Consider the following 20346-nt stretch of genomic DNA (forward strand, 5'->3'; position numbering starts at 1 on the left):
TTTATTGCGGGTAGATTTTTCTTCAATTAGCTGTATTTTTGATACTGATTAACCACAATTCTTGCTTTTAAATCAAACATTAAGTTGTACAATCCAAAAAAAGTTCGGTTCATATAAATGAAATGTTTAGAACCTCGATTGCCATTCATTTTTCTAAGATTGGTGTCTTTTGCAAATCTTTCTCCCAATTTTGCAATATTTCCAAAGAATTCAGGATCTGAAAAATCAAAATGTTCTGCTTGAAAAGGCTTTGTAAATAAGGACAACAAATCATAAAACATATCCGTAAAATAAATTACTTCGTCTTTTGAATCGTCAGTTCTCAAGATTTCTAACTCAAATAATTTAGCACTAAATAATTTTGTGTTATTGATGACTTTTTTGTCAATCAGCTCAAAATAAGGAATATAAAACTCATTTGGAATTTGTTTCATACAACCAAAATCCAAAGCTACAAGTTGATTTTCGTCATTGACTAAGAAATTTCCTGGATGTGGATCGGCGTGTACTTTTTTCAAAATGTGAATCTGATACATATAAAAATCCCACAAGGCTTGACCAATTTTATCTGCAATTTCTTGATTTGTGTTTACAGCTGTAAATTCCGAAAGGTGTTTTCCAGTCATCCAATCCATCGTGATTATTCTATCAGAGGAATACTCAGGATAATATGCTGGAAATACTAAATTTTCAATTTTTTTACAGGCTTTTACTACTTCTTGACTTTGATTTAATTCCAATAAATAATTGGTTTCCTCAATTAATTTGTCTTCAACTTCTTTAAAATATTTATCAGAATCCTTTCCTTGAAGATTAAACATTCGAATAGCAATGGGCTTTACCAACGCTAAATCTGACGAAATACTATTGGCAACTCCAGGATATTGAATTTTTACTGCTAATTTCTTTCCGTTTTTAATCGCTTTGTGTACTTGACCAATACTTGCTGCATTTACAGAGTTAGCATTGAATTCATCAAAAATATCAAACGGTGATTTCCCAAAATTTGTTTTGAATGTTTTCAATACCAATGGCGCTGAAAGTGGCGGAACAGAAAATTGTGATAATGAGAATTTTTCAACATACGCTTGCGGCAAAAAACTCTTGTCCATACTCAACATTTGAGCGACTTTCAAAGCGCTTCCCTTCAAACTTTTCAGTCCATCATAAATATCTTCTGCATTATTTTCATTCAGTTTATCCTTATTTAATTCAGGATTCACCATTTTTTCTCCATAATATTTCAAATAATTAACACCAACTTTTGCTCCTGTTTGTACTAATTTTGTCGCTCTTTGAATTTTGGATGTAGGTATATAATCTATGGTTTTCATTATTTTGAGTATATTTTTTCTTTGAAGATGAATTTTCCGAAATCAATTAGGCTATCAATTGGGGCAATATTCATCAATTCAAAAGTTGCTTTTATTGATTTTTCAATATAAATATCTGTTTTTTCAAAGGCTGGAGAACTGTCATCTAACCAGAATTTCATTGTCAATAAAAGTTGAAACCAAGACGATTCTTGAAATGCTTTTTCTTGAAAATTTTGAAATTGTTCCTGTTGAGTTCTGAAGTCTTCTGTTATGATTTCTAAAACAAATTTTTTGTAATGCATTCTTAAACTGGACAATTGCATCAAGCTTTTCAGCTGATTTCCGTGCTCTTTTAAACTCATTACAACATAACTTCTATTGGCTGTTAAAAGCTCGAAAAAAGTAAAATTGAAACCCAATAACTTACTACGCATATCATACGATTCATATTCTTTATCTTTTAGTAGCAATTCAATCGTTTTGTCATAGAACATTTTGAAAATTTCCTTCTCCACGATTTCTATGGTTCCAAAAAAATTATAAAATTCTGTTTCCGATATTTCATTTACTTTTGTGAATTTGTAAACCGATTTTGGCTTTTCATTATTTTCTAATGTATAATCCATATACATTGATACTATTTTTTCTTTTGTAACTGCCGATTTTTTAGTTGCCATAATTAAGTATTTTTGAGGGTATAAAGATACATAATGTTTAACTATAATCAATATTCGTTAAACAAAATAATTTGTTAATGTTTTGGTCTTATGATAGTGTCTAAAACTGTCCTTTTATGATTTATTTTTCACTTTAAATAACATAAGTTTTTTTTTAAATTTTAATTTAATTTTTTAATGTACTTATCTATTTAATAATCCCAGTCAGTTTTTTTTATTAACCGTAGATTTAATTATTCACTATTTTATTTTGGTATTCTAAAAAGTATTTAGATATTTGCCTAATTATATAAATCTAAACACTTATGAATGCTATTTTCAAGGCATTGAACGATGTAACAAGAAGAGAAATTTTGGAGCTTTTGAAAGATAAAGATATGACCGCAGGAGATATTGCGGCTTCTTTTGATATTTCAAAACCAAGTATTTCGCACCACTTAGACATTTTGAAACGTGCCGATTTAATAGCTTCTGAGAAAAAAGGGCAATTCGTTATTTATTCCATAAATACGACCATAATGGAAGACGTTTTGCAGTGGATTTTAACTTTTAAAAAATAAAAACAATGAACGAATCATTAAAAAAAGAATTGCCAATTATTGGAATCTTGTTATTACCAATTATTTATTTAGGCTCTGTGTGGAACAGTTTGCCAGAACAAGTGCCGATGCATTGGAATTTTAAAGGCGAAATTGACGATTTGGGAAGTAAATATTCGTTGATTGGATTGGTGTTTTTATTGCCAGTTCTTACGTATATTTTGATGTTGGTTGTACCAAAAATACATCCCAAAAAACGCATCGAATCAATGGGTGGCAAATACAATCAGTTCCGATTTATTTTGGTAGCTTTTATGTCGGTTTTAGCACTTTTTATAATTTATATTTCTAAAAACCAAAAAATTTCAAGTCCTAATATGATTGTAGTTTTAGTTGGAATATTGTTTGTGTTTATGGGTAATTATTTCAAAGTCATAAAGCAAAATTATTTCATTGGCATCAAAACTCCGTGGACATTAGAGAGTGAAGAAGTTTGGAAATTAACGCATCTTTTAGCCGGAAAAATGTGGGTTATCGGCGGAATTGTTATTGTGATTTGTAGTTTTGTTTTGCCTGAAAATATCAATTTTTACTTTTTTATTAGCATTACTTCGGTGATTTCGATTGTGCCAATTGTGTATTCTTACCTTATATATAAGAAGTTGAAAAATACAAATGAATAGTTTTTAGTGATTAAAGCAATAAAGTTATTTTTTGCAGTTATTTTTGTGCAAAATTAGTTCATTTGAAAACCAACGTTTTTATCATCACGCCTCCGTTCACGCAACTGAATACGCCCTATCCAGCCTCTGCGTATATAAAAGGTTTTCTGAATACCCTTGCCGTTCAAGCCGTTCAAGCGGATTTGGGGATTGAAGTGATTTTGGAATTGTTTTCGAAGGAAGGCTTATGCCCCCTAACCCCCAAAGGGGGAATTGAAAATTATTCGGATAATTCTCAACGGATATTCTCACTTTGGAACGAATATATAAAAACGATTGATGCCGTTATTTCTTTTTTGCAAGGAAAAAATCCAACATTAGCGTTGCAAATATGTCAAGATGATTATTTGCCTGAAGCGTCTCGATTTGCACAACTCGAAGAATTAGATTGGGCTTTTGGTACGATGGGAACGCAAGACAAAGCCAAACATCTTGCCACTTTGTACTTGGAAGATATTTCTGATTTTATTGTAGAATGTATCGACGAAAATTTTGGTTTCAGTCGCTATGCGGAACGTTTAGGACGAAGTGCCAATTCTTTCGATGAATTATACGATGCTTTAAATCAGGAAACTACCTATATTGATAAGGTGTTGCTTTCGATTTTGAAATCCAAAATTGAAACGATTCAACCTACTTTATTTCTTATTTCTGTTCCCTTTCCAGGAAATTTATATTCGGCTTTTCGATGCGCACAATGGGCAAAACAGCATTATCCAAATATTAAAATTGCGATGGGCGGCGGTTTTCCAAATACTGAATTGCGTTCGCTTTCTGACAAACGAGTTTTTGAGTTTTTTGATTATATTACGCTTGACGATGGCGAATTGCCTTTGAAATTACTTATTGATAATTTGAATTCTACTTCTAATTCCGAATACAAAAGAACGTTTCTTTTAGAAAATGGCGAAGTCGTTTACAAAAATAATTCCACTAAAGCTGACTACAAACAAGCGGAAGTGGGAACGCCAGATTATTCGGATTTGTTATTGGATAAATACATTTCTGTAATAGAAATTGTAAATCCAATGCACCGAATGTGGAGCGACGGACGCTGGAACAAACTCACTATGGCGCACGGTTGCTACTGGGGAAAATGTACGTTCTGTGATATTTCATTAGATTATATAAAACTATACGAACCTGTTGCCGCCAATTTATTGTGTGATAGAATGGAAGAATTAATTGCACAAACTGGACAAAACGGGTTTCACTTTGTTGATGAAGCGGCACCTCCAGCATTGATGCGCGCTTTGGCATTGGAAATCTTACGCAGAAAAATTTCCGTAACGTGGTGGACCAATATTCGATTTGAAAAAAGCTTTACCAAAGATTTGTGTTTGTTATTGAAAGCGTCAGGTTGTATTGCGGTTTCAGGCGGATTAGAAGTAGCTTCAGACAGATTATTAAAACTAATTGACAAAGGCGTAACGGTAGTGCAAGTGGCAAAAGTCACTCGGAATTTCACCGAAGCTGGCGTTATGGTTCACGCGTATTTGATGTATGGTTATCCAACGCAAACCATTCAGGAAACTGTTGACAGTTTGGAAATGGTTCGTCAATTGTTTGAAATTGGGATTTTACAATCGGGTTTTTGGCATCAATTTGCAATGACAGCGCACAGTCCCGTGGGAATGTATCCAGAAAAATTTGGAGTTGTCAAAGAAACCGAAGTCCTTGGAACATTTGCCAATAATGACATTAATTTTATTGATTCAACAGGAATTGACCACGAGCTATTTAGTTTTGGTTTGAAGAAATCGCTATATAATTTTATGCACGGAATTTGTTTTGACTATCCATTGCAAGATTGGTTTGAGTTTAAAATACCAAAAACAAAAATCTCGGAAGACTTTATATTCAATGCACTTTCTGAAGATAATGATCTTTTTATAAAACCCAATTCCAAAGTGGTTTGGCTAGGAGGAACCCCAAATGTTTCGTGTTTTATAAAAACTAAAAAAGGAAGTTCTTGGGAAATGATTACGTTGACCTTCCACGATAAAAAAGAAACTTTTTCGATTCAAACTAATAAAGAACACGGCGATTGGCTGCTGGAATTACTGAATAAATTAGCGGTATCAAATACTAAAATTCATACTTTACAAGAAATAAAATCCGACTTTGAAACTACATTTGAAGATTTTGAATTGTTTTGGTTTTCTAAGCCAATAGTAACTTTGAGGGCTTATGGGTTGTTATGTTTGTAATGAAAATGCAATTAAGTGAATCTTAAGGTTTTTAGGCACATAATTTGATATAATTTTATAAATTTGAACAAATAAAATTAAAATAAAATGAGTAAAAAAGCAAAAATAATAGGACTACTGATTGTAATATCTTTACTAGTAGGATTTTCTGTTTTTTACTATGTATTTCATTTTGGCGCAAGAGATTTAGCTACTGAAGAAGCTTTATTTACTGTAACTTCAAAAAACATTACAGCAGAATTTGCAGCGAATGTTCCAGTTGCTACCAAAAAATATTCTGATAAAGCAATAGCCGTTTCAGGAATAGTAACATCCGTTACCGATAGTATAGTTACAATTGACAATACTATAATTTGTAATTTTAAATCCCCAGACAGTACCATTAAAAACAATCAATCGATTACAGTAAAAGGGCGTTTGGTTGGATTTGATGATTTAATGGGAGAGTTAAAATTAGATGAATGTGCTATTAACAAAAAATAATTAAAAATGAAAATTAAGAATTTATTACCCATCTTATTTGTCTTTTTTGTGGTTGGATATGCTACCGCTCAAGATGATTTATTAAACCAGTTGGACTCAGGTAATACTAAAGAGAAGCAAATTACACCTTATGCTTTTAAAGGACTTCAAATTTGTAACATGCAATCTACAAAACTACCTGTAAAAGGGGAATGGTACATATTAATTTCACACCGTTTTGGTAATTTAGCAAAAGGATTGGATAATTTCTTTGGTTTAGATCAAGCTTACGCAAAATTAGGTGCTATTTTTGGAGTAACAAATTGGTTATCTTTAGGAGCTACAAGACAAACACATGGTAAGATTTATGAAGTTGCGGCAAAATATAAAATGGCAAATCAAGAGGACAGAGGTTTTCCTGTTACAATTGTTGGGTATAACACAATGGATATAAATAGTGAATTGACAAAAGACGCTACTTTACCAGGATTGAAATTTAATCATAGATTGGCGTACACTACCCAATTATTGATTTCTAGAAAATTCAATGAAAATTTTTCGTTAGAAACAGCACCAATTTACGTTCATAAAAACTTATATGACGGGATTGAAGACCAGAAAGATTTATTCCTTTTAGGAGCTGGCGCTAGATATAAATTATCAAAAAGATTGAGTTTAAATTTAGAATATGCTGCTCGTATGAATTTACCCGAAGGAGCAACTTCAATTTATCATAATCCACTTTCAGTAGGTTTAGATATTGAAACTGGTGGTCATGTTTTTCAATTGGTGTTCTCTAATGGACAAACTATGAATGATGTTTCTATGTTTTCTAACACAACAGGACGTTGGGATGGTAAACAAGAGTTGTATTTTGGGTTTAACTTGTATAGAGTATTTTAATAAAAGATAAGATGAAAAAAATAAAAATAGTTTTACTAGCAATTAGTGGTTTGTTTCTTGTTTCATGTGAATCATCCACCACTCAAGAAATTTCGGCAGTTGTTACTAATCCAACGTATAATGCAAATGTAGCTTCCGTTATGTCAGCAAAATGCACGGGTTGTCACGCTGGAGGAAATCAATATCCTAATTTAGAAACGTATGCGCAAGTTAAAGATGCCTCACGTAATGGTAATTTATTATGCAGATTAGTAGCTTCTTGTGGCAATATTATGCCCCAATCAGGAGCACTGCCAACTGCAACAGTTACTATGATTAATACATGGGCTGTAAATAACTTTCCTGAAAACTAAATTATGAAAAAAATAATTGTTTTTTCGATTGTATTATTTTTAGCAAATGTTACTTTTGCACAAAGAGTAATTACCCGTTCTGGCACGATTAAATTTGATGCTTCAATGCCTAATTTAGTTGAGATTGTTGGAAAAAGCAACACTGTTTCTGCAATTCTTGATGGAGCAACAGGAAACTTTGCTACGAGTGCCATTATAAAATCATTTCGATTCAAATCGCCCTTAATGGAGGAGCATTTCAATGAGAATTATTTGGAATCGTCTAAATTTCCAAATTCAACTTTTAAAGGTAAAATTGCAGGTTTTGATGCTAAAAAATTATCTGCTGTAAAAACTGCTTATGATATTGAAGGCGATTTGACATTGCACGGTGTGACTAAGAAGATAAAAACTAAGATTTATTTAGCATCAGAAGATGGTAAAGTTGCGCTTACAGGAAATTTTTCTGTACATGCGCAAGACTACACTATTGAAATTCCAAATTTAGTAAAAGATAATTTTGCTGATCAAATTAAAGTTGTTTTGGATTTTAATTTAGAGGTAAAGTAGAGGTTTTTTCCACAAAACGCTACAACACTATAGGAATCAAACAAAATAAACAAAGAGATAACAGACTTAGGACGGTAGAAATTAGTTCGATTTAATTACTACAGTTTTATTATAAAGCGTTGTATTTTAAATATTTATCTGCCTTTTCTTGACATTGCTTCTTGTTGTTTTTTTGCGTCTTCGGAAAGAAGCTTGTATTTTGCTTTTTGTTCTTTATCTAATAAAACAAGAATATCCAAATCTGTTTTTTCAACTATTGCCTTAAGTTCATCTGTTTTTTCTTCATTTTTAGATTCTTTTTTCAAAATAGCATTTTGTTTTTTCATATTATCAGTGATGATAATTCCAATCGCAATTACTTGAAGTTCATCTAATGTTAATTGCGTTTTGAGTTTGTCAACTACTTTTTTCACAGTTTCTTCAATAGGAATTTCTTTTGCTGTATCAGGTCTGTTTTGGTTGTTCATTTGTTGGTTTTGGCGTCCCATTTGGTTTCCTCCATACCCCCCTTGACCATATCCATTTTGACCATATCCGCCCTGACCGTATCCCCCTTGACCATATTGAGCCAAAAGTGTTTGCATTGAAAATAGCAAAATAAATGAAGTAATAATTTTTAGTGTTTTCATATTAATTTGGTTGTTGTTTGTTGGTTAATATCTTAGCTAAATTATAACCGAGACCAAAGCTAAAAAATAATTATGAATTATAAATTATAAATAAGTGGATTTATCTTCTTTCATTCGACTTTCGACTTTCGACTTTCGACTATTTTTCAGGTTCTCCATACAAATCAAATTCTGTAGCCTCGATAACCTTAACCATCACAAATTCACCAGTTTTCACATAATGTTTTGTGGCATCTATTAAAACTTCATTATCCACATCTGGGCTATCAAATTCTGTACGTCCCACAAAGTGACCGCCTTCTTTTCTGTCAATGATACATTTAAAAACCTGACCCACTTTCTCCTGGTTCAAATCCCATGAAATTTGAGATTGCAATTCCATAATTTCCTCCGCTCGTGCTTGTTTCACATCCGCAGGAACGTCATCTTCAAGCAAGTAAGCATGCGTATTTTCTTCATGAGAATAAGCAAAACAACCCATTCTGTCGAATTTCATTTCTTGAACAAAATCCTTTAATATCTCAAAATCTTCTTGTGTTTCTCCAGGATAACCCACTATTAAAGTAGTACGAATTGCCATTCCGGGAACTGCAGCTCTAAAATCTTTTAATAATTTAGTAGTTTTTTCTTGTGTTGTACCGCGACGCATCGATTTCAAAATAGAATCTGAAATGTGTTGCAACGGAATATCAATATAATTACAAATTTTAGGTTCGCGCTTCATAATTTCCAAAACATCCATCGGGAAACCTGTTGGAAATGCATAATGCAAACGAATCCATTCAATTCCTTCTACTTTTACTAACGCTTCGAGTAATTCGCCAAGATTTCTTTTTTTATAAATATCAAGACCATAATAGGTCAAATCTTGGGCTATCAAAATTAATTCTTTAACACCATTTTTCGCCAACCCTTCTGTTTCTTTAACCAATTTTTCAATGGTTTGTGAAACGTGTTTTCCACGCATCAACGGAATGGCACAGAAACTACACGGGCGGTCGCAACCTTCTGCAATTTTTAAATAAGCATAATTTTTCGGAGTGGTCGTTAAGCGTTCCCCCAATAATTCATGCTTGTAATCGGCACCTAAAGCCTTTAATAAAGCAGGCAATTCAGTAGTTCCAAAAAACTGATCTACATTTGGAATTTCTTTTTCTAAATCGGGACGGTAACGCTCCGATAAACAGCCGGTAACAAAAACTTTATCAACTATTCCACGCGCTTTTTTATCGGCATATTCTAAGATCATATTCACAGATTCTGCTTTGGCATTGTCTATAAATCCACAGGTATTAATTACTACAATATTTCCTTCTTCTTCATGCACGACGTCTTTTCCACTGGCACGCAATTGCCCCATTAAAACCTCACTATCGTAAACGTTTTTGGAACACCCAAGAGTGATCACATTGATTTTATTCTTTTTTAACGATTTTGTTCTCATATATTGTAAATCCTTAATACTCTAGGGATTTTGCAAAAGTACATTATTTAAAGTAATTATGAATTATAATTTATGAAAGAGTGGTTTCCTTATATTATCTCTTAGATTGTAATTTGCTAATTTTAAATTGGTTTATACTATTTCAAGACTTTTGACTTTACGACATTAAAATTTTCGACTTATTTATCTATTATCTTTCATCTATTTATCAATTTTACAACCTTCAACTCTCGATTATTTCGTTTTTTTGACTTTTTTAGTACTAATAATTACAAAATACCCTTCTTTTTTTGAAATAAATACTCCAAATAAGCACTTATAAAAACCGTTAAAACAGATAAAGCTACACTTATTCGCAAATACACCCGTCTATTACTTAGTGTTTTAAGTAATTAAAATACGATTTATATTTGCAAACAATTTTAAACTGTTTGGTTGAATTATTAGATAAGTTTTTTTTAACACACAGATTTGTAGTTGATAAAAATTTTAAAATTTTAAAAAATAGTTTAGAGAAAAGAGTCGGTTTTAAAACTCACAGGAATAAAATGTACCATCAAAAATGAATAATGTTTAAAAATATATTTTGTATCGCAGTTGTAGTGTTTTCTTTAAATGTGTTTGCGCAAGTCAAAATTGGTGACAATGTTACTTCTTTGAATAGCTCTTCACTTTTAGAATTAGAATCTACTACTAAAGGGGTTTTGTTTCCGCGAGTTGCATTAACCAGTACAACTTCTTATTCTCCATTGTCTGCGCACGTTGCAGGGATGACAATTTACAATACCGCTGCTGCAGGAGACGTAACACCGGGAATGTATACGAATGATGGAGCAAAATGGGTTAAATTAGGAGCAACTACAAGTACAACAGCGCTTAATATTACAGCGGAACAAACAGGTAACTATACCGTTTTGGCGACCGATGATATTATTTTATTGAACGTTAATACAGCTGGTATTACAATGGTATTGCCCACTTCAGGAGTGCCAATAGGGAAAAAATTCTACGTTACTAATAAAGGAGTAAATGGTATTGATGTTTCTCCTTTACCAAGAGAAGCGGCAAATCAAACATTATCAGGGGTACAAGGATATATTTTGATGTATTTGGGTGGCACAGGAAATGGTAGTTATTCGGTAATTTCAGGATATTAAATAAAGAATTAAATGAATATAAATCTTAAAAATATACTTATCTTAATAGGACTAACAGTGGTGGTGAAAGTTAATGGTCAAGTCAGAATTGTTAATTCAATCAACAATAGTGTTGCGTTAAATAGTTCTGCTTTTATTGATGCGTCTTCGAATAGTTCCATTAATAATTCAACGAATCTCGGTAAAGGATTGCTTTATCCGAGAACGGATTTAACAACTTTTGCAAATTTTGGAGGAAGTCCAATAGGTGTGGGCACGAGTTATCCAACGCGTTTTGATGGTTTGTTAGTGTATAATACCGGAACAGGGAATACATTAGCATCAGCAGCAGATGCAATCGTAGCAGTAACTCCAGGTTTTTGGTATTATGATAATAAAAGCACCACATTAAAAGGTGGTACATGGAAACCAATTGCAACTACTACTAGTGGCTCTTCTTCAAGTGATATTTTAAAAGAAGATGCCATTAATAAAAGTACTGATGGCACTTTTAGTTCTAATTCGGATATAAAATTTCCTACAGAAAAAGCCACTAAAACCTATGTAAAAAAACTGACAGACTCCAAGATAAATATTGGTAATGCAGCTAATGTAGCTTCAGAAGTAGTAGTGAGTGGTGATGCAAGTATTAATAATTCGGGCGTATTGACTATAAATGATAATGCAATTACTACCTCTAAAATTATTGACGGCACCATTATAAATTCAGATTTGAACAAACCAACTATTCCAATTAGTGGATTTGGACCAGCAGTAGCTAATATTGATGTCTCGGGTTTCATAGTGTCTGGTTTAGCACTCCCAATAGACAATAATGATGCTGCTAATAAGCAGTATGTTGACGAACGAATTGCAAGTGCCACCACAACGAATACTACAGTATTGAGTATCAAAACTAGTAATTATACTATAGTAAATTCGGATTATACTATTCTTTGTAATGCAGCCAATTCCGGTTTTACGGTAACATTACCTGACGTAAGTACAAGTATAAACAAAATATTAATCATCAAAAAAATTGATGTAACAAACAATATAATCACCTTTGCACCCAATATATACATAACTAATTCAGAAACTATTTCTGAACTTAATTATCCAAAATCAATCAAAATACAATCTAACGGTACCAATTGGTACATAATTAATTAAATTATGAAAATTACTAAACAAAAATTTTATTTACTTTGCATCGCATTTCTATTTGTTACATCTTTTATTTCTGGACAAACAGTTCAAAAAGTAGGGGTTAATGCCATGACTATTGATGCTAATGCAGTCTTGGAACTACAATCTGATAAAAAAGGTTTGCTATTACCAAGACTAGCTTTAACGGCTACTGATAGTGCTTCACCTATGACAGGATCAATCACTCCGGGTATGACGGTTTATAATACTGCTAGTGCAGGAACCGCAGGTTCAACTGAGGTTACTCCAGGTTTTTACTACTGGGATGGCACACAATGGGTTCGTGTTGCGGATGCTGCTAGCTCCAATACTCAGACTATTACTTCTAAAGTAGCAAATTACACTGCTTTGTATAGAGATAATACTATTTTATTTGATTTAACTGGTGTAACAGCAGGTGCAACTATAACATTACCTAATCCTTCAACTAATGCAGCAGTAGTAGCAGATTCGAGTGCTAATCCTGCTATTATTGGTAGTGGTGCATTTAATTGTACAGGTAAAATATACACCATTCGTAAAGTAGATGTCTCGAATTATGTGTTAACTTTTAGCCGAGTAATTACTACTGTTACTGGTGATACTTTTACAAGTTTAAACTATTCTAAAACGATTAGAATACAATCGGATGGCACTAAGTGGAATTTAATTGATTAATCATTAAGAATTAAAAATATGCTGCAGTTTGTTTCCTTAATGAAATAAACTGTAGCATTATACCAGAAAGATTAGACAAATTAATAATTGGAATAGGTAGTACATCATGAATATTAAAATAGGTAATAAAGCTAAAATAAATATTTACATATTTGTTTTAGCTTTAATTTCCTCCACATTAAACGCGCAATCAACTGCTAAAATTGGTGCTGGATCTACGAATATAGATTCTAATGCCGTCTTGGAACTAAATTCTCCTTCTAAAGGTTTGCTATTACCACGACTAGCTTTAGTGGCTACTGATAATGCTTCACCTATGACGGGAACAATTACTGGCGGTATGACGGTTTATAATACTGCCACTTCAGGCACAGGAGCAACTGGGGTTACTCCAGGTTTTTATTATTGGAATAACTCGTTATGGATTCGTATTGCGGTTACTGATTCACCAACATTTACTGGCGTACCCATAGCGCCTACCCCAATTGCAAATACGAATACAACACAACTAGCTACAACCGCCTTTGTTTTGACCAACTCCGATAGATATTATTCGGCTACTAGTGCTACAGAGATAAATACACGGACCACTTCAGATGAAGTAGTTCCCGGAATGTCATTAACATCAGCATTGGGTGGTACTTATGCCGTTTCTTTCAATGCACAATATGAAATTGACCCTAGTGATAGGACTTCGCAAGCCTCTGTAGATATGCTTGCTGGCTACGATGAACTAATGGCAATAGCTTTTACCGAGACTATTGCAAGTGCTATTCCAACGAGAACATTTACACCGGGTGTTTATAATATTGCTGCTGCGGGTACAGTTGCAGCAGGAGTTGTCATCACTTTGAATGGTTCAGGCACCTATATTTTTAAGTTTGGAGCTGCATTAAGTATGGGAGCTGACGTTTCAGTTGTTTTGCAAGGAGGCGCATCCGCCTCAGATGTGTTTTGGATTGCCGAAGGAGCAGTAGCAATTGGTGCAAATGCAAAAATAAAAGGAAGTCTTATTTCTAATAGTGGAGCAGTTGACTTGGCTGCAGGCTGTACTTTAACTGGAAAATTATTAGCTATTAATAGTGGTGCCATTAGTATATCTGGTTCTAACGTTACCAATACTGGAAGTACATCTGCAGTAAATTGGGGATTGATTGTATCCTTTTCTATTTTTAGTAAAGGAGGAGTTATTTCAAATGCAGGAGCATCGTATGTTACTGGAGACATTGGAACAAAAACAGGAAGCATCACAACGGCTTCGTTTGCACCCGCAACGGTTACAGGAACTTTCTATACAGCATTGGTGGGAAGTGCTTTAGCTACATTTAGTGTCTATCAAAACGGGACATTAATTGCAAATTCCAAAAGAAGTAGATCTAGTACTTTACATACTGTTGATTTTACTTTACAAGCAATAGCAACTGTAGGAGCAGGTCAAAGTGTTGACATTAGATGGAGTGTAGATTCCGGAAAAATAACACTAAAAAACAGAATATTAACACTCATTAGTGTTAGATAATTCCTTTTTGGTTATTTGCTCGTCGTTTTTTAGCTCGGTTTATACCAATCGTTTTAATTAATCCAAACCTTCTTGTATAATACAGCAGTTTATTTCATGTAAACAGTAAGTGCGATTAAGTGTCGTATTATAAAACATATAATTTTACAATAGACTGATTTTAATAGTTATTTACTATTTATAGACTTTTACTTACGACATTTAAACTTTCGATTAACTTAAATTATCGTTTCAATGTAAAATGTCCTTTAGCAGTTCGCCCATCTTCAAAATAAATGGTATACCAATAATCGTCTGCAGGCATAATTCCACCGTTAAATGTACCGTCCCATCCTTTGCTAATTGGGCTTAGTTGTTTCAATAATTTACCATAGCGATCAAAAATGTAAATAGTAGTATTGTAATTTTTTGTCGTAGTTAGCCCAAGTACATTCCACGTATCGTTAAATCCGTCAGCATTTGGAGTGAAAAATTTTGGTATTCCAATCACATTTATAACTTGCGATGTAGTTCCACAACCATCTAAATCTTTAACATATACCGTATGAACTCCTGGAGCGACATCTGTAAATATATTAATGGTTTGATAGGCATTTGGGAAATCTAAACTATATACATAATTTCCTAGTCCTGTGGCGTTTACAATAACTGTATTATTATCGCTTAAATCCATTATGGTTGGCATTTGAAATTGTGCCGCATTGGAGGCAATAACTGTAATTGTTCTTGTTCTAAAACAGCCCAACGAATTTATAACTTTAACGGTATATATTCCTTCAGCATTTACATTTAGCGTGTAGGAAGTTGCGGTTGGAATTACTACGCCATCTTTATACCATATATATGTATAATTGGTAGTTGGCGTACCATCAGTTATACCAGCATCTAATAATGCAAAGAATGTAGGGTCATTACTACAAACCAATGTTGACGCTTCTAATTCAATTATAGGCACAGGATTCACAGTAAACGTAATGGTTTTTGTGATTTTACAGGTTGGATTTATTGGATTGTATACTACGATAGTTATATTTTTTGTTAATGTAACTGGCAATGGATTTGGAAGAGGAGTTGACAATAACACATTGTTTTCATCATAATATTCGTAAAGTAGTCCAGAGGGCTGACCAAAAGTTACAATAGTATGAATCGCTAGCGAGTTTGTGAAATTAAATTGTCCATTTTGCAAAGCAGGATCCGTTTCATCATCACATGAGGTAGTTAACGCTGCAGGAATTGTAAAGTTAATAGGAGATTTATCTACTATAAATTGAATTGTAGTATCGTACCAACACGCTTGTGGCGTAGTATTAGTTACCACCGCTCTAATTATTTGTGATGTTGATGAGAATGTTGCGGGAAATGGGCTTCTAATTAAATTATTATTGGAATCTCTCAACGGATTGTTAGAAGAATCGAAATAAGTAACAGCCACGCCAGTTTGTCCTAGTAATAAATCACGTTCTAGGTTTGCCGTATTAAAATTGAAAATACCATCTAAATTATCATCACATTGTCTCGGTATAGAAACGGTGTGAGCAAATGGTTTTGCTTGTACATTTAAAGTAACCCAAGGTCCTAATCCATAACATGCATTGGAAATATCACTATCAATTCTGACCCAAATATTCTGCGTTGAAGGATAGCCTATATTTCTATAGTTAGTAAGATTTGTAATTACATTTTGTTCAGCCAATGCATCTGCTTTATTTCTATAATATTTAATGTAATATACACCAGTTGTAGGTAATAAAGCTCTAATTGTAGGTTCTGTTGAACTAAAATTGAAGGTTGCTATTCCATCGCGATCGTTATTATTGGCATTATTATTTCCGTTGGTATCTAAAAAGTCATCACAAACAGCTGGCATAGTAATATTATAGGTACTTGGAATATTTGGTGCGGGAACGCGTAGCGTTATTTTTGCAACTCGATAACAGCCATTTACAGTAGTGACTCTAGTCCAAATGTACATTAGGGTAGGGGTTGTATTTGTGAAAGCTAGTGGATTGGAAATTACATCAAAGGTCGGATTGGCATTAGCACCGGCAAAAGAAGTATAATAAGTAAAGATTTCATTTGAAGCATTCGCAGAAATTAGATTATTATTTACGGTCAAATTAAAAGCAGTTATTGCATCTAAATCATCATCACATTGTACAATAGTAGTTTCATTTATTATTGGCAAAGGGTTTACAATTACTTCAGCAATATTGGTAGAAACCGTCCCACAACCTCCATTTGCATAAGTTGCTATACAATAATAATATAGGGTTCTCACCACAGTAGTAACTGGAATATAACTTAGGGATCTAGCGCCAGTAATTACTGTGCCTCCAGTAAATGAATTAACAGTATTAGAGTACCATTGAAATGTTGGAATTCCAGTTCCATTGATAAAAGCAGTAGTTAAAGTTATTGGGGTATTATTGATACAAATGGGTTGACTCGCTAAAGGCTGAGTACTTACAGAAGGATTATCAACTACTTTTACGCTAACCACTGCACTTGTAACTGAACATGCAAGCCCTGTTTGAGTGATAACACAGTAATAGGAAAGTGTGCCAACTGAAGTTGTTGCCGGAGTGTAATTAGCTGTTGTAGCTCCAGCTATAATTGTGTTAGCAGGAGAATTGTACCATTGGTAATTATAAGTACCTACACCTCCTGAAGGAGTTACTACTAAATCTGTTGGGGTAGTTCCTTGACAAATGATTTGAGTATTTGGGGTAATGCTAACTATTGGGTCGGGTACAACGTGAACTAATGCAGTACTACTAGCAACACTTATGCAACCAGAACCTGATAAGGTTACTGTAGCATAGTAGTTATAATCCCCTACTGAAGTAAATGTTCCAGGAGTATAAGAAGAAACCGTTGCTCCTGAAATTAGTATTCCACCTGGATTGCTATACCATTGGTAAGTAGCAGTTCCTACTCCGCCTGTATAACCTACAACTAATGGTGCTATAATACCTCCAACACATATATCTTGACTAGCTAATGGTTGAGGTGTTACAGTTTGAATTGGATTTACAATGACTTGTGCAATGTTTGAAGTCACTAAACCACATCCACCATTGGCATAAGTTGCAATGCAATAATAATAAATTGTTCCTGTGGCCAGAGTTAGAGGAGTATACGTAATAGCGGTAGCTCCTGAAATTGAAATCCCTCCAAGTGCATTAACGGTATTAGAATACCACTGATAAGTAGGTGTTCCTGTTCCGTTCGATAAAGAAATAAATAAATTTATTGGTGCGCCATTCAAACAAACTGTTTGAGTTGCTAAAGGTTGTGTACTTACCGATGGATTATTCACTACTTGCACGCTCACTACTGGGCTTGTTATAGAACAAGCCAATCCTGTTTGTGAGATAATACAATAATAGGATAATGTCCCAACAGTTGCTGTTGAAGGGGTGTAATTTGCACTTGTAGCACCAGCAATTACTGTATTTGACGGAGAATTGTACCATTGATAGCTATAAGTCCCGACTCCTCCCAATGGTGTCACCACCAAATCTGTCGGGACAGCTCCTTGACAAATAATTTGAGTATTTGGGTTAATGCTAACTGTTGGGTCTGGAACTACATTAACTAATGCAACATTACTCGCCACACTACCACAATCTAATCCTGAAAGTGTAACTTTAGCATAATAGTAATAATTTCCTGGAGTATTAAATGTAGGTGGAGCATAAGATGAAGCTGTTGCCCCTGAAATTGCGGTACCACTCGAAGTAGTATTAGTGCTATTGCTATACCATTGTAAAGTTGCTGTACCCAATCCTCCAGTATAAGCTACTGAATAAGCAGGAACAGTACCTCCAACACAAATATCTTGAGTTGCTAAAGGCTGAGTTGTTATGGTTTGAATAGGATTTACAACAAGGTTAAAAGAGGTAGTCATATAACATCCTGAAGTTGCCATTGTTAATCTTACGTAGATAACCCTATTTGCAGTATTTATAGATGTAATCCCGTTTTGACCTAAATTAGCATCATTTTGAGTTGTGTGATACGTTACGTTAACTCCAGTTTGAGTTCCTAAAGCCTCGCTATTTTTTAAAGTTAAATTAAATGTAGCTAAACCATTAGTATCGTTACCATCTAAAGCATCATCACATTTAGCAAAATTGCTGATAGTATTTATTACAGGGACTACTGAATTATTAACATTTACAGTAGAGGAAACGGCTAGGCAAGCTCCCGTTGCGGCAAAACTATAAGTATAAATTCCCCCAGCATCAACGGCAGGATTAAAAACTCCTGTTCCAGAGGCTAATACTGGACTCCATACACCGCCAACCTCTGCAGTACTTCCTAATAAACTAAATAAATTATAGGAAGGCGTTGTTACACACGAAGAAGTTGTAGTACTAACCCCTGTTTTATTAATTTGTTGGATAGCAACAATTACTTTAACACTTATTGTTGTAAGCGAAGTATTACATGATTTAGTAAAGGTGTAAATATATTCACCTGGTAAATTAATCGCGGGATCAAAAATATTTCCAGTTAATGGGCTGCCGCCTGTTGGGACAGACCAAGTCCCACCTGTTCCTGGATTTCCTGTAATTACAGTGAATAAATCTTTTGTGGTATTTGAACAGATGCTTATATTGGTATCTTGTGGCGTACTACCAAAACCAGAATAGTAGCCGGCGAATCCAACCGCTGTACCCTGGAATCCAAAAACTCCAACCGCTAGTGGTCCAGTAGAAACTACATTAAGATTTCCAGTTTGGTTTCCAACTCTGTAGGATACCCAGTCGGTATTTCCTAATACAGCCTGTGCTTGTGTTGTAGGGACAGCAACTCCATTAATAGATATCGTCGCATTGGAGTAGGTCAATATCATTAAATCGGCGGTATAGGTATTGGTTCCAATTTGATTTACGTATGGAATATTTACAGAATTTTGAAAAAAGCAACTCAATGGTGGAATAAAATTTAGCCCAGAGGTAGCTGTACTCGATCCACCTCCTAAAAATTGATAGGCATAAACAGGTTTACCAGCCCTGACATAAATATTTTTATTATTGGTACCTTGATAATAAGAATTTGGTACTAAATAATATTGACCTGCATTTATTGTGGTAACAGGTGTTGCCCCTCCATTAACATAAATTTCTGTTCCGTTTTCATTAGCAACAATTAACGGATTTTCCATTGTAGAAACTCCATTTCCTTGAATAAAAATATAATCAGTACCAATTTGGGTTGCTGATACAATTTGGTCTAAAGTTAAATCAGCTTTCCCATTTTCTATTCCCCCAAGTGCATTTCCGGTATTAACAGCTACAGGTTTATTTGAAGTTACTAAACCACCAATTATTCCATCTAAATTTGCAATTACATTACTATAGCCACTAAATACAATACACTGACCTGCATTTAAAGTATAGGTTTGGGTGTCAGCAGTAATATTTCCAGTACCGCTTGCAAAAATTACACCTGTATTATAATCTGATAATGTTACAGTAGTATTATTTTCAGTAGCCATAACGCTGGCTACAAAGTTCTTTCTAGCGTCTTGATCTTCATTAATTAAACAACCCAATCTAAAGCTTGTTCCTATTCCAGGCCTTCCCTTTGAAATAATAGTTTCCGCGTGACTTGGATGACGCATTCTAAAACTCACATAAAAATCTTTTGGTCCTTGAAGCATTACTCCTTTTCCAGAAACAACGGTATTTACATCACTTAAACTTAGAAACATTTTTGTCGGTTGTCCTGTCCCAATTGTAAATGACGCTGGAGTTGCTGCGGATATTGTGAATGGTGATCCAACATAAGGGGTGCCATTGCCATCAGTTGCAGTTACCTGAAACGGTGTAGTTTCATTGGTAGACATATAGATATATTGATCAGAAATAGCAGTGTTGTCTCTTGAATGTAATGGTGGTATCCAGTGTCTGTTACTTAACTGAGAAAATGAATTCAAGGAAGATACCAGAATAAACAGTATGGCTATTTTTTTCATAAATTAATTAATAAAGTGTAAAAATAGTATAT

The 20346-nt window shown here is 33.9% G+C and carries 16 protein-coding genes; 11 read left to right on the forward strand and 5 right to left on the reverse strand.

What is annotated here, in order from left to right; all coding sequences use genetic code 11:
- Positions 1 to 26 precede the first annotated feature (26 nt).
- Positions 27 to 1334 carry an ABC1 kinase family protein gene (locus tag AC9UEH_RS05700; protein ID WP_509529426.1) on the reverse strand — a complete coding sequence of 436 codons (1308 nt, stop codon included), beginning with the start codon at positions 1332 to 1334 and terminating at the stop codon, positions 27 to 29.
- Complete coding sequence (locus AC9UEH_RS05705) at positions 1334 to 1993, reverse strand: TetR family transcriptional regulator C-terminal domain-containing protein (protein ID WP_509529428.1); 660 nt, start codon at positions 1991 to 1993, stop codon at positions 1334 to 1336. Before AC9UEH_RS05705 ends, AC9UEH_RS05700 begins: the two co-directional genes overlap by 1 nt.
- Before the next feature lie 305 nt (positions 1994 to 2298).
- On the opposite strand from AC9UEH_RS05705, the gene AC9UEH_RS05710 reads away from it, so the two are divergent.
- The 7 genes from AC9UEH_RS05710 to AC9UEH_RS05740 all read left to right on the forward strand — a co-directional run bounded on the left by AC9UEH_RS05710 (position 2299) and on the right by AC9UEH_RS05740 (position 7731).
- Entirely contained in the window at positions 2299 to 2553 is a 255-nt protein-coding gene (locus AC9UEH_RS05710) for an autorepressor SdpR family transcription factor (RefSeq protein ID WP_509529430.1), read from the forward strand.
- Positions 2554 to 2558: 5 nt separating this feature from the next.
- Positions 2559 to 3215 carry an SdpI family protein gene (locus AC9UEH_RS05715; RefSeq protein WP_509529432.1) on the forward strand — a complete coding sequence of 219 codons (657 nt, stop codon included), beginning with the start codon at positions 2559 to 2561 and terminating at the stop codon, positions 3213 to 3215.
- Positions 3216 to 3277: 62 nt separating this feature from the next.
- A complete protein-coding gene (locus tag AC9UEH_RS05720; RefSeq protein WP_509529434.1) occupies positions 3278 to 5464 on the forward strand; it encodes a B12-binding domain-containing radical SAM protein in 2187 nt (728 codons plus the stop codon).
- Positions 5465 to 5551: 87 nt separating this feature from the next.
- The gene (locus AC9UEH_RS05725) at positions 5552 to 5947 is read left to right on the forward strand and encodes an OB-fold protein (protein WP_509529436.1); all 396 of its coding nucleotides are present in this window, start codon (positions 5552 to 5554) and stop codon (positions 5945 to 5947) included.
- A 6-nt stretch (positions 5948 to 5953) separates the two neighbouring features.
- Positions 5954 to 6829, forward strand: a complete 876-nt coding sequence (locus AC9UEH_RS05730) for a DUF5777 family beta-barrel protein (RefSeq protein ID WP_509529438.1) — start codon at positions 5954 to 5956, stop codon at positions 6827 to 6829.
- A gap of 11 nt (positions 6830 to 6840) precedes the next feature.
- Positions 6841 to 7182, forward strand: a complete 342-nt coding sequence (locus AC9UEH_RS05735) for a cytochrome c family protein (protein WP_509529440.1) — start codon at positions 6841 to 6843, stop codon at positions 7180 to 7182.
- A 3-nt stretch (positions 7183 to 7185) separates the two neighbouring features.
- On the forward strand, positions 7186 to 7731 hold the full coding sequence (locus AC9UEH_RS05740) for a YceI family protein (RefSeq protein WP_509529443.1): 546 nt from the start codon (positions 7186 to 7188) through the stop codon (positions 7729 to 7731).
- Positions 7732 to 7865: 134 nt separating this feature from the next.
- On the opposite strand, the gene AC9UEH_RS05745 is transcribed toward AC9UEH_RS05740, so the two are convergent.
- Entirely contained in the window at positions 7866 to 8360 is a 495-nt protein-coding gene (locus AC9UEH_RS05745) for a hypothetical protein (protein WP_509529445.1), read from the reverse strand.
- Positions 8361 to 8499: 139 nt separating this feature from the next.
- Positions 8500 to 9804 (reverse strand): 30S ribosomal protein S12 methylthiotransferase RimO, encoded by a 1305-nt coding sequence (rimO, locus tag AC9UEH_RS05750; RefSeq protein WP_509529447.1) that lies wholly within the window; start codon positions 9802 to 9804, stop codon positions 8500 to 8502.
- Positions 9805 to 10373: 569 nt separating this feature from the next.
- Here rimO and AC9UEH_RS05755 point away from each other — a divergent pair.
- The 4 genes from AC9UEH_RS05755 (at position 10374) to AC9UEH_RS05770 (ending at position 14325) form a co-directional block, all read left to right on the forward strand.
- Positions 10374 to 10961, forward strand: a complete 588-nt coding sequence (locus AC9UEH_RS05755; protein WP_509529449.1) for a phage tail-like protein — start codon at positions 10374 to 10376, stop codon at positions 10959 to 10961.
- Positions 10962 to 10973: 12 nt separating this feature from the next.
- Positions 10974 to 12113 carry a phage tail-like protein gene (locus AC9UEH_RS05760; protein WP_509529451.1) on the forward strand — a complete coding sequence of 380 codons (1140 nt, stop codon included), beginning with the start codon at positions 10974 to 10976 and terminating at the stop codon, positions 12111 to 12113.
- A 3-nt stretch (positions 12114 to 12116) separates the two neighbouring features.
- Positions 12117 to 12806 (forward strand): phage tail-like protein, encoded by a 690-nt coding sequence (locus tag AC9UEH_RS05765; protein ID WP_509529453.1) that lies wholly within the window; start codon positions 12117 to 12119, stop codon positions 12804 to 12806.
- 106 nt (positions 12807 to 12912) lie between these two features.
- On the forward strand, positions 12913 to 14325 hold the full coding sequence (locus AC9UEH_RS05770) for an ice-binding family protein (protein ID WP_509529455.1): 1413 nt from the start codon (positions 12913 to 12915) through the stop codon (positions 14323 to 14325).
- A 223-nt stretch (positions 14326 to 14548) separates the two neighbouring features.
- Here the strand turns inward: AC9UEH_RS05770 and AC9UEH_RS05775 are convergent, their stop codons facing one another.
- On the reverse strand, positions 14549 to 20314 hold the full coding sequence (locus tag AC9UEH_RS05775) for an FIDD domain-containing protein (protein WP_509529457.1): 5766 nt from the start codon (positions 20312 to 20314) through the stop codon (positions 14549 to 14551).
- Between the last annotated feature and the right edge of the window lie 32 nt (positions 20315 to 20346).

This window comes from Flavobacterium sp., assembly GCF_040402835.1.
Lineage (GTDB): Bacteria > Bacteroidota > Bacteroidia > Flavobacteriales > Flavobacteriaceae > Flavobacterium.